Genomic DNA, 10782 nt, shown 5'->3' on the forward strand with positions numbered 1-10782 from the left:
ATCCGGACCTTCCGGAGTCGGCAAGGGAACGGTTTGCACCGCCTTGCGCAGCACTACCGAGGATTGATCTATTCCGTGTCCGCCACAACCCGCCGCCCGCGTGAGGGGGAACGGGAAGGCGTCAACTATTTTTACAAAACAAAAGAGCAATTCCTTTCCATGATCGAGCAGGACGAATTGTTGGAATGGGCTGAGTACGTCGGCAATTATTATGGGACGCCTAAAGAGTTTGTCGCTAAGACTCTCTCAGAAGGCAAGGATATCATCCTTGAAATCGATGTGCAGGGAGCGCTCAAGGTCAAGCAGAAGTTTCCGGAAGGGGTCTTCATCTTCCTTCTGCCGCCAACGCTGGATGAGCTTGAGCAGCGTATTGTGGGAAGGGGCACGGACAGCGCCGATTCCATCAGGAGCCGGATGTCCACTGCCCGCGACGAGCTTTCCCTCGTCAAGCACTATGATTACGCCATTGTAAACGACAGGGTGGATCTGGCCAGCCAGCGCATTCAGTCGATTTTGACAGCCGAACATTGCAAAAAGGAACGGGTCATGCCCAAACTACTAAAATGGTTAGAAGAGGTGCATTAAATGTTATATCCTTCTATTGACAAGCTTTTGGAAAAAATGGACAGCAAATATTCCCTGGTCGTGGCTGCATCCAAACGCGCTCGCCAGCTGCGGGAAGGCGTCGCGCCTGAAATCGGCAAGCCTGTCTCCCACAAAATGGTGGGCATCGCACTGGAAGAGATGTATAAAGATTATATCCGCTTTGAGAAAATACCGAATTCCAATAAAGAAGGCACAAAGTAATCCAGACCTAACAACCTGATCCAAGGTTGTTATTTTTTTCTGTAGCATGAAGGAGGTTACGGATCATGAAAGGGAAAACGATATTGCTAGGGGTTACCGGGGGGATCGCCGCTTATAAGGCGGCGGCGCTTACCAGCAAACTATCCCAGGCCGGAGCGAATGTGCATGTTCTCATGACAGAATCAGCCGCTAAAATGGTAGGTCCGGCCACCTTTCAGGCGCTGTCCCGCAATGCAGTGAGACTCGACACCTTTGAAGACAGCCATCCCGGCGCCGTCTCCCACATCGATCTGGCGGATCGGGCAGATGTGGCGGTCATAACGCCGGCGACGGCGAATATTTTGGCGAAAATGGCACACGGACTGGCGGACGATATGCTCAGCACGGTGATGCTGGCAACGACTGCGCCGATTTACGTCGCTCCCGCAATGAACGTCCACATGTACGAAAATGCGGCGACGCAGCAAAATATGCAGACACTGCGAGACCGTGGCGTGCAGTTCATCGAGCCGGGCGTCGGACTATTGGCCTGCGGCTATGTGGGCAAGGGACGGATGGCGGAGCCGGAAGAGATCGTTGACGTGCTGAAGGCGCATTTCCAGGAGAAAATGAGCGGACATCTGGCAGGCAAGCGTGTGTTGGTTACGGCGGGCGGAACGGTAGAGCGACTTGACCCGGTACGATACCTCACCAATGATTCGTCGGGAAAAATGGGCTTTGCTATCGCGGCGGCTGCCCGAGATATGGGAGCGAAGGTAACCCTTATTGCCGGTAAGACGGCAGTTTCGATCCCCGACGGAGTGGAACTGGTGAATGTCGTATCCGCTTTGGATATGTATGAGGCGGTGATGAGCCGTTTTGCGGAAACCGACTTAGTGGTCAAGGCCGCAGCGGTTGCGGATTACCGTCCCGAAGAGACAGCCCCTGGAAAAATCAAAAAGACCGGCGATACCTTGACCGTTAAGCTGGTGAAAAATCCGGATATTTTACAGGAGTTGGGGCAGCGGCGTTCGACCCAGTTTCTCATCGGTTTTGCTGCCGAAACAGAACGGTTGGAAGAGAATGCTTTGGACAAGCTGCGGCGGAAAAACTGCGACCTGCTGGTGGCAAACGACGTGACCCGGGAGGGCGCCGGTTTCGGAACCGACACGAATTTGATTTCCATCTTCGATCGGAATGGACTGGTGGAAGAGCTGCCTCTTGTAAGCAAAAAGGAAGCGGCGGAAAGGCTTATTGCGGCTTGCTGCGAAACGCATGTCGGAAGCCGAAGCAGCTCGAGACGATCAGATTGCTTCTGCAGCTACGGTTACCTCTCCGTCTTATGCAGGTGATCGCTGATGTTTGCCAAGGTCATCGTGGACGTAGCGGCCAAACCGACCAATCGTCCTTACGATTATCGGGTGCCGGATTCTCTTCTGCCATGGATAGAGGTCGGCAGCCGGGTGGGCGTTCCTTTTGGTGCACGTACGGTGCTGGGCTTTGTTACGGAACTGCTGGACAAGTCGACGGTTGATTCGAAACGTTTGAAGGATATCGATCATGTCATGGACCTCTATCCGCCGCTCACTCCGGAATTGGTGGAGCTGGCGAGCTGGATGAGCCGCAAATACATTTGCCACGAAATACTGGCGCTGCAGGCGATGATCCCCGGCGCCCTTAAAGCCAAATACGAGCGGTATGTGACGGTTAGCGACGATGCGGGCAGCGAGAATCCGTGGCAGATTCGAGTGAAGGGGCAGGACGAGATCGTCCGCTATATCGAAGAGAAGGGCGGAGTCCGGCTGGATTCGCTGCTGCAGCGATTTCCTGGCGAAAGCTTATGGATCAAAGAGCAAATCCAGAATGGCTTTTTTCAGGAAACCCAAGGTATCCGCAACCGCCTTTCGCGAAAAAAAGCTCTGACCGTATATCCCCCCGATGAGCTGGATCTGCTCCGCCAGGGGTTGGCGGAACTGCCAGCCAATGCGGCCAGGATGCGACAGGTGATGGAGCATTTCCTTGAGCATCCGAATCCCGTAAAGCTGACGGAATTGATGCTGCAGTTGGACGTAGGGGCGGGAACTGTAAAGGCTCTGGCGGATAAGGGCTTGGTACGCATGGAAGCGGTAGAGGTCATGCGGGACCCCTATGAAGGCCGCGCTTTTGCCCGGACGAAACCGCTCCCCTTGACGGAGGAACAGCGGCGGGTCTATGAACCGGTGCGGCAATCCGTCGTGAATGGAACGCCTGATGTGTTCCTGCTTCATGGCGTAACCGGCAGCGGCAAGACGGAGGTCTATCTGCAGGCGATTCGTCAATGCTTGGACCTTGGGAAGGAAGCGATCGTCCTTGTGCCTGAAATTTCCCTTACGCCGCAGATGGTAGAGCGGTTTAAAGGACGCTTCGGCGACGAGGTAGCGGTGCTGCACAGTCGCTTGTCTCAGGGCGAGCGCTATGATGAGTGGCGGAAGATCAGCATGAAGCAGGTGCGGGTGGTGATCGGCGCGCGTTCTGCCGTGTTTGCGCCTTTTACCAGGCTGGGCTTGATCATTATAGATGAAGAGCATGAAGCGTCCTACAAGCAGGAGGACAGCCCGAAATATCATGCCCGGGAAGTGGCCATCGAACGGGGCATCCGTCATGGCGCCGCTGTTCTGCTGGGCTCCGCCACACCTTCGCTGGAGAGCTGGCATCGAGCCCATGGAACGCATGGCGTCGATGGCGGAGCGGATCACCCAGCCTCATCTTTAACCCGGAGGAGTTCGGAATATTCCTTAGCAGCGAGCGGCGGCACATTTGCAAAAAGCGGCTCATTCTATGGGGGCGGAGACGGTTTTGAACAGTTTGATGGTGATGACGGGGCGTCCCGACAGTCGAGCTTTCAGCTGTTGACTATGTCCCATCGGGTGGAGAACCGTCCGCTGCCTCCTGTATCCATCGTGGACATGCGGCAGGAATTAACCGAAGGCAACCGGTCCATGTTCAGCCGTCCCTTGCACGCGGCACTGCAAGAGCGGCTTGAACGGGGAGAGCAATCCGTGCTGCTGCTTAACCGCAGAGGCTACTCCACTTTTGTCATGTGTCGGACCTGCGGCTTTACCCTGCAGTGTCCCCATTGCGATATTGCGCTGACGTATCATCAAAATTCACGTATGGTGCGATGTCATTATTGCGGTCATGCGGAGCAGCAGCCGCAAAAATGCCCCAGCTGCGAGAGTCTGCATATCCGGTATTTCGGCACAGGCACTCAGCGGGTGGAGGAGGAGCTGGCGAAGCTTTTTCCCGGTATTCGGGTCATTCGCATGGATGTGGATACGACTAGCGAGAAGGGCTCCCATGAAAAATGGCTGAATCAGTTCCGCGACGGTAAAGCAGATGTACTGTTAGGTACCCAGATGGTGGCGAAGGGGCTTGATTTTCCCAATGTTACGTTGGTCGGGGTCATCGCTGCCGATACCGTGCTCAATCTTCCGGATTTTCGCGCTGGAGAGAAGACGTTTCAATTGTTGACCCAGGTGGCAGGTCGTGCCGGACGGCATCACTTGCCGGGAGAAGTATTTGTGCAAACTTATACCCCCGAGCATTACAGCATTGTCAGTTCCTCCGAACACGACTACAACGGATTCGTGGAAACAGAGCTGAAATCCCGCCGGGAGTGCGGCTATCCTCCTTACTACGGCCTTATTTTGATTACATTGTCCCATGAGCAGATCCCACTGCTAATCAGAGTGGCGGAGGATCTGGCGAAGCGCCTGAAGAAGGCGGCTGCGGCTTCCGGTCTCTTGAGAGACCCAAGCCAACCGGAAACTGGGGATCTTTTTGCGGATTTATGGGATACGTCCAAACCGTCTTCTACCGGAGACCTAGAGGTGCTGGGACCTGTCGCTTCGCCTATTCCACGGATCAAGGATAGATATCGGTTTCGCTGCATGGTAAAATATCGGGGGAATGTCGATGTTTCCGCAATGGTTGCGAAGGCGGTAGCCGCTTTCGACGACGTTTGCCGCCAGGAAAACCTGCAAATCTCCGTGGATGTAGACCCGCAGATGCTCATGTAGCGAAGGGGAGAATGGTAACACCGCAACGATAGCATATATTGAAAAGCAAGTCGGCATGGAGCAACAAAGAGTGTAACGTGATCATGAAGAAATAATCGGATCGCAACCTCAATCCATAGAATGTCCAGTAGAGAAGAATAGGGAAGGTGCATGAGAAATGGCCATTCGCATTATTGTAAAACACCCGGATCCGGTACTCCGGGATACCGCTAAGCCGGTGACGAAGTTTACTTCGAATATTCACAAGCTTCTTGACGATATGGCGGAAACGATGTACGACGCACCCGGCGTCGGTCTTGCCGCGCCGCAGATCGGGATTTTGAAGCGGGTAGTCGTCATTGATGTCGGCGACGATAATGGACTCCTGGAGTTGATCAACCCGGAAATTCTTTCCCGGGAAGGCGAACAGCTGGGACCCGAAGGCTGCCTCAGTATTCCCGGCCTGGTGGGAGAAGTGCGCCGCGCCAATGTGGTGAAGATCAAAGCCCAGGACCGGAACGGAAAAGAATTTGAAATGGTTGGGGAAGGTTATTTGGCCCGGGCCATGCAGCATGAAATCGACCATTTGAACGGCGTTTTGTTTATCGATATCGCCGATAAGCTGTACCGCGAAGAGGAGCGGGACGACAGAGATGATCAGGAGGGATGAGCATGAACATTTTGTTCATGGGAACTCCGGATTATGCCGTTCCGTCTTTACGGAAGCTGCTTGACAGCGGATATCGGGTAGTAGCTGTGGTGACGCAACCGGACCGGCCCAAGGGGAGAAAACGGGTGCTGACTCCAACACCCGTAAAAGTGGAGGCGGAGAAGCATGGGATCCCTGTGCTGCAGCCGGAGCGTATACGCCGTCCGGAAGCGGTGGCGCAAATCGCCGAGCTTGCGCCCGATTTGATCGTGACGGCAGCGTATGGGCAGATTTTACCCAAAGCGGTTCTGGATCTGCCGAAGTATGGCTGTATTAACGTTCACGGCTCATTGCTCCCGAAGTACCGGGGCGGAGCGCCGATCCAATATGCAGTCATCAATGGAGAGTCCGTTACCGGCGTAACCATCATGTATATGGCGGAAGGTATAGATACGGGGGACATGCTTGCGAAGGTTGAAGTTCCCATCACGGATGGGGATACCGCTGGCACCCTGTTCGATAAGCTGAGCCTGGAAGGCGCGGAACTGCTCGGCCGCATTCTTCCGGATTTACTCGCTGGCAAATTGACGGCGGAACCGCAGCAGGACGCGGAGGCGACCCATGCCCCTACGCTGAAAAGAGCGGACGAACTGATCGATTGGTCCAAGCCATCATTAGAGATTTTCAACCGGGTGCGCGGGCTGAATCCATGGCCGGTGGCTTATTCGCTGTGGAATGGGGAAGTCTTAAAAGTATGGGCTTGCGCCAAACCGGATTCCGCATCTGCGGATCATGCGGATGCTGTTTTCAACGGGAAACAGCCGGGAACCGTGCTGAAGGCAGGTACCGAAGGCATCACGGTGCGGACGGGAGACGGCAGCATCACACTGACGGAAGTCCAGCCTGCCGGTAAAAAAGCAATGTCTGCCGCGGAGTTCAGCCGGGGCAAGGGCATGGAGCCGGGAACCGTGCTGGGCGTCTAAAGAGAGTAAGCCGCCGAATGCAGGCAATCTTCTCGCAATCGGCGGTATTGCATAACGGTGAGACGTCAAACCTTATAACCCAGGAGGATTACCGTTGACAAAAGAGACGGACAAAATGATACAAAAGCCGGCCACCCGCAAAAGCAATCCCCGGGAGGTAGCCATGGACATCCTCACCCGCGTGGAGGAGGACAAGTCCTACAGCAACCTGCTGGTGAACAAGGCGCTGCAGAAAGCCGGTATGGAGCGGGCGGATTCGGCTCTCACGACAGAGCTCGTTTACGGCACGATCCAACGGCTCAACACCATCGATCATTATCTTGGCCGCTTTGCGGCAAAGGGGCTGGATAAGCTGCAGCCGTGGGTGCGCAATTTGCTCCGGCTCAGCTTCTACCAGCTTTATTATTTGCAGCGGATTCCGCCCCACGCGGCGGTAAACGAGGCGGTGAATCTGGCGAAGAAGCGAGGGCACCAGGGCATATCCGGCATGGTCAACGGCATTTTGCGCAACGTATTGCGCCAGAAAGAGACGTTGACTCTTCCCGCCGGATTGAATCCGGTGCAGCGCATCGCCCTCGGCCACTCCCATCCCGAGTGGCTGGTGGCTCGCTGGGTCCGCGCCTACGGGGCGGACCTGGCGGAGCGCATGTGCGCGGCGAACAACGAGCCGCCGCACGCCAGCGTGCGCGTCAACGCCATGCGGCGCACGCGCGGTGAGCTGCTGGAGCGGATGCGCGGGGACGGCGTCACCGTCCGTCCCTCGCTGCTCGCTCCAGCGGGGTTGGTGGCGGAAGGCGCCGGGAACCTGGCGCATTCCGCCTGGTACGCCGCCGGCGAGCTGAGCGTCCAGGACGAGAGCTCCATGCTCGTGGGCGAGGTCGTCGCCCCCGAGCCAAGGATGCGCGTCCTGGACTGCTGCGCCGCTCCTGGCGGCAAGACCGCTCACATGGCCGAGCGGATGGCCGGCCATGGCACCATTACCGCTTGTGACGTGCACGAGCACAAGCGGCAGCTCATCGTCGACCAAGCGGAGCGCCTTGGTCTTACCGATTGTGTCCGCCCTGTGGTGGCGGACGCCCGGAAGCTTTCCGGCCTCTATCCGCCGGAAAGCTTCGACCGCATCCTCTTGGACGCTCCCTGCTCGGGCCTTGGCGTCATCCGCCGCAAGCCCGATCTGAAGTGGGCTAAAGAGGAGCTGGAGATCGCCGACATCGCCACCTTGCAGAAGGAATTGCTGGAGGCTGTCCACAAGCTGCTCAAGCCCGGCGGCGTTTTAGTTTACAGCACCTGTACGACGGAACGGGAAGAGAATCAGGCGCAGGTTGAAGCGTTTCTCCGGGAGCATCAGGAATTTTCATTGGAGCCATTCCCGGAAAGTCCGTTGGAAACAGGAATGCAGACTGATGCCGCTGACAAAGACGCGATATCTACGGCAAGGCGAGATCAAACCCGCAAGGAAGCCGAAGGCGGCATGGTGCAAATCCTCCCTTGCGACTGGGGGACGGACGGCTTTTTTATCGCCCGTTTGCATAAATCCGGACAACCTGCCGCGGAGATGGGCAGCGACGTTTAAGGCCCGGTGAAATCCGCCTAAGCGTGGTGGCTAGCTATATACTTGCCGATAGAGTAAAATATAGGGATGAATGTACAAAATCTATCAAACAAGGCGGGTTGTGATACCGTGAAGCCTTTCATCTACGATTTGACATACGAAGGTTGGCAGGAGTGGGCTAAGGAAAACAAGGAGCCCGGTTTTCGTGCGGGACAAATTTTCGACTGGCTCTATGTGAAGCGGGTCGCGACCTTTGACGAAATGAGCAACCTGCCCAAAGGGCTGCGGGAAAAACTGGCCGATCAGTTCCAATTCGTGACCCTGAATGAAATCGCCAGGCAGGATTCTAAAGACGGAACGGTGAAATTCCTCTTTGAACTGCAGGACAAAAACGCCATCGAAACTGTCGTCATGCGCCACGATTACGGGAACAGCGTGTGCGTAACAACCCAAGTGGGCTGCCGCATCGGTTGCACCTTTTGCGCCTCGACCCTGGGTGGGCTGAAGCGCAACCTCGCTCCCGGGGAAATCATCGCCCAGGTGGTAAAAGCGCAGAAGCAGCTGGATGCAACGGGGGAACGGGTGAGCAGCATTGTCGTCATGGGCATTGGCGAGCCCTTTGAAAATTACGACGCTTTAATGGCGTTTCTGAACGTGATGGTGCATGAAAAAGGCCTCAACATCGGCCAGCGCCATATCACCGTATCCACCAGCGGAATCGTGCCCAATATATACCGGTTTGCCGATGAGGATACGCAAATCAGCCTGGCCATTTCCATCCATGCGCCGAATGACACCCTGCGGTCGAAGCTGATGCCGGTTAACCGCAGGTATCCTCTGGAAGATCTGATCAAGGCGTGCAAGTATTATGTAGATAAGACGGGACGGAGAATCACCTTTGAATACGCTCTGATGGGCGGAGAGAACGATCAGCAAGAGCATGCGGAGGAATTGGCGCAGCTTTTGAAAGAGAATGTTCCCCTTTGCCATGTCAACCTTATCCCCGTCAATTTTGTGGTAGAGCGCAAGTTTACCCGAACTTCGCGGGACGATATCTTCAACTTTCAACGGGTGCTGGAGCGAAACAAGATTAACGCGACGATCCGCCGGGAGCAGGGCAGCGACATAGCCGCCGCTTGCGGACAGCTTCGCGCGAAGCATATGCCGAAAGAAAAGCGTATGGAGTCCAGTAAGAGGTGATGCAATGCTAACTGCCGTCAGAACGGATATCGGCCGCATCCGTGCGGTCAACGAGGACCGGGCGCTAGTGACGCCCGACTTGAATGGGTTGGTTTTCGCCATTGTGGCGGATGGAATGGGTGGCCATCAGGCTGGTGATACGGCCAGCCAAATGGCTGTAGAGCTCATCCATGAAGGGCTGCAGCAAGTGCAGCCGGATGCATCGGAGGAGGAACGGAAGCTCCTGCTCCATGAGGCTATTCAATCGGCCAACCGCCAAATCTATGAGGTTTCCCGTAGCCGGCAGCAGTTTAGCGGCATGGGAACGACCGTAGTCGCGCTTTTGGCTACGGAACAATCCCTGACCATCGCCAACATCGGCGATAGCAGGGCTTATTTGCGGCGAAATGATAAGCTCATCCGCCTGACCGAGGATCATTCTCTCGTCTATGAACTTATGAAATCCGGACAGTTGACGGCGGAAGAGGCGGAAAACCATCCACGCCGCAATGTGCTGACCCGCGCCCTCGGAACCGATCCCGATGTTGAAGCGGACATTTGCGTACACAATTGGGAGCCTGGAGACATCATACTGGTCTGCAGCGACGGCCTCAGCACGATGGCGACGGATACGACGCTTCTTCGCGTTTTGCAGGGGGATGGCGATTTGGGACAAATTGCCGATTCTCTGATTTTAACCGCTCTGGAAGCGGGCGGAGACGATAATATTACGGTTGTCCTGCTGAAAAATGCTCCGGGCGATACGGAATCAAAGGGGTGATGTTGGATGATCGGTCAAACGCTATCAGGAAGATATGAAATCATCGAGATTATCGGCGGAGGCGGAATGGCTCTCGTCTATCGTGCGCGGGATATTTTATTGAACCGCATCGTAGCCGTGAAGGTGCTTCGCCCGCAATTTGTTCACGACGAGGAGTTTATCCAGCGTTTTCGTCGGGAAGGCCAATCGGCTGCGGCATTGTCTCATCCGAATATCGTCAGTATTTATGACGTCGGCCAAAGAGGCGACATTCATTTTATTGTTATGGAATATGTGGAAGGAACGACGCTCAACGATTTGATCAAGGAGCGTGCTCCGCTGCAGGTTGAGGAAGCGGTCAATATCGCCTCACAAATTTGTGACGCTCTGGACCATGCTCACAGCAATCAAATTATTCATCGGGATATTAAACCTCATAATATATTGATCGGACGCAATGGCCGGGTGAAGGTGACGGATTTCGGCATTGCCCGAGCAGGAGCGTCTTCCAGTATTACCCAAACCGGTTCGGTAGTGGGCTCTGTCCACTATTTTTCTCCCGAGCATGCCAAGGGCACCTTGGCTGGTGCAAAATCCGATTTGTATTCCCTTGGTATCGTGCTCTATCAGATGCTCACCGGAAAGCTTCCTTTTTCCGGTGAAAGCCCAGTCAGCGTTGCGTTGAAGCATCTGCAGGAAAACGTACCGGAGCCGCGCAAAGTCAATCCGCTTATTCCCCAAAGCGTGGAAAACGTCATTCTTAAGGCGATGCGGAAAAATCCCGACAACCGCTATCAATCGGCCCGGGAGATGCTGGCCGATCTGGAAACGTGCCT

9 protein-coding genes and 1 pseudogene are annotated in these 10782 nt (G+C 55.4%); all 10 read left to right on the top strand.

Annotation, left to right across the window (positions count from 1 at the left end; genetic code table 11):
- A pseudogene (gmk, locus tag TJ79_RS01845) lies at positions 1 to 585 on the top strand (guanylate kinase); the annotation flags it as partial.
- The gene (rpoZ, locus tag TJ79_RS01850) at positions 586 to 807 is read left to right on the top strand and encodes a DNA-directed RNA polymerase subunit omega (RefSeq protein ID WP_040948589.1); all 222 of its coding nucleotides are present in this window, start codon (positions 586 to 588) and stop codon (positions 805 to 807) included. It begins immediately after the preceding pseudogene.
- A gap of 62 nt (positions 808 to 869) precedes the next feature.
- Positions 870 to 2138 carry a bifunctional phosphopantothenoylcysteine decarboxylase/phosphopantothenate--cysteine ligase CoaBC gene (gene coaBC / locus TJ79_RS01855; RefSeq protein ID WP_052339175.1) on the top strand — a complete coding sequence of 423 codons (1269 nt, stop codon included), beginning with the start codon at positions 870 to 872 and terminating at the stop codon, positions 2136 to 2138.
- Between the two features lie 6 nt (positions 2139 to 2144).
- Positions 2145 to 4844: a primosomal protein N' gene (priA, locus tag TJ79_RS01860; RefSeq protein WP_040948590.1), complete on the top strand. Its 2700-nt coding sequence runs from the start codon at positions 2145 to 2147 to the stop codon at positions 4842 to 4844.
- A gap of 157 nt (positions 4845 to 5001) precedes the next feature.
- On the top strand, positions 5002 to 5493 hold the full coding sequence (gene def / locus TJ79_RS01865; protein ID WP_040948591.1) for a peptide deformylase: 492 nt from the start codon (positions 5002 to 5004) through the stop codon (positions 5491 to 5493).
- 2 nt (positions 5494 to 5495) lie between these two features.
- Positions 5496 to 6455, top strand: a complete 960-nt coding sequence (gene fmt, locus TJ79_RS01870) for a methionyl-tRNA formyltransferase (protein ID WP_040948592.1) — start codon at positions 5496 to 5498, stop codon at positions 6453 to 6455.
- Between the two features lie 94 nt (positions 6456 to 6549).
- Positions 6550 to 8028, top strand: a complete 1479-nt coding sequence (gene rsmB / locus TJ79_RS01875; RefSeq protein ID WP_337588917.1) for a 16S rRNA (cytosine(967)-C(5))-methyltransferase RsmB — start codon at positions 6550 to 6552, stop codon at positions 8026 to 8028.
- Between the two features lie 66 nt (positions 8029 to 8094).
- Positions 8095 to 9207: a dual-specificity RNA methyltransferase RlmN gene (gene rlmN / locus TJ79_RS01880; RefSeq protein WP_052339176.1), complete on the top strand. Its 1113-nt coding sequence runs from the start codon at positions 8095 to 8097 to the stop codon at positions 9205 to 9207.
- Positions 9208 to 9211: 4 nt separating this feature from the next.
- Complete coding sequence (locus TJ79_RS01885; RefSeq protein ID WP_040948594.1) at positions 9212 to 9967, top strand: Stp1/IreP family PP2C-type Ser/Thr phosphatase; 756 nt, start codon at positions 9212 to 9214, stop codon at positions 9965 to 9967.
- 6 nt (positions 9968 to 9973) lie between these two features.
- Positions 9974 to 10782 (top strand): Stk1 family PASTA domain-containing Ser/Thr kinase (gene pknB, locus TJ79_RS01890; protein ID WP_040948595.1); only part of this gene is annotated, 809 nt, incomplete at its 3' end.

The sequence above is a fragment of the Gorillibacterium massiliense genome (assembly GCF_000455485.1).
Classification (GTDB): Bacteria; Bacillota; Bacilli; order Paenibacillales; family NBRC-103111; genus Gorillibacterium; species Gorillibacterium massiliense.

Bases quoted from the DNA above. Each gene is read 5' to 3' on its own strand.
- rpoZ (WP_040948589.1), top strand. From the start codon at position 586: ATGTTATATCCTTCTATTGACAAGCTTTTGGAAAAAATGGACAGCAAA.
- def (WP_040948591.1), top strand. From the start codon at position 5,002: ATGGCCATTCGCATTATTGTAAAACACCCGGATCCGGTACTCCGGGAT.
- TJ79_RS01885 (WP_040948594.1), top strand. From the start codon at position 9,212: ATGCTAACTGCCGTCAGAACGGATATCGGCCGCATCCGTGCGGTCAAC.
- fmt (WP_040948592.1), top strand. From the start codon at position 5,496: ATGAACATTTTGTTCATGGGAACTCCGGATTATGCCGTTCCGTCTTTA.
- priA (WP_040948590.1), top strand. From the start codon at position 2,145: ATGTTTGCCAAGGTCATCGTGGACGTAGCGGCCAAACCGACCAATCGT.
- rlmN (WP_052339176.1), top strand. From the start codon at position 8,095: ATGAATGTACAAAATCTATCAAACAAGGCGGGTTGTGATACCGTGAAG.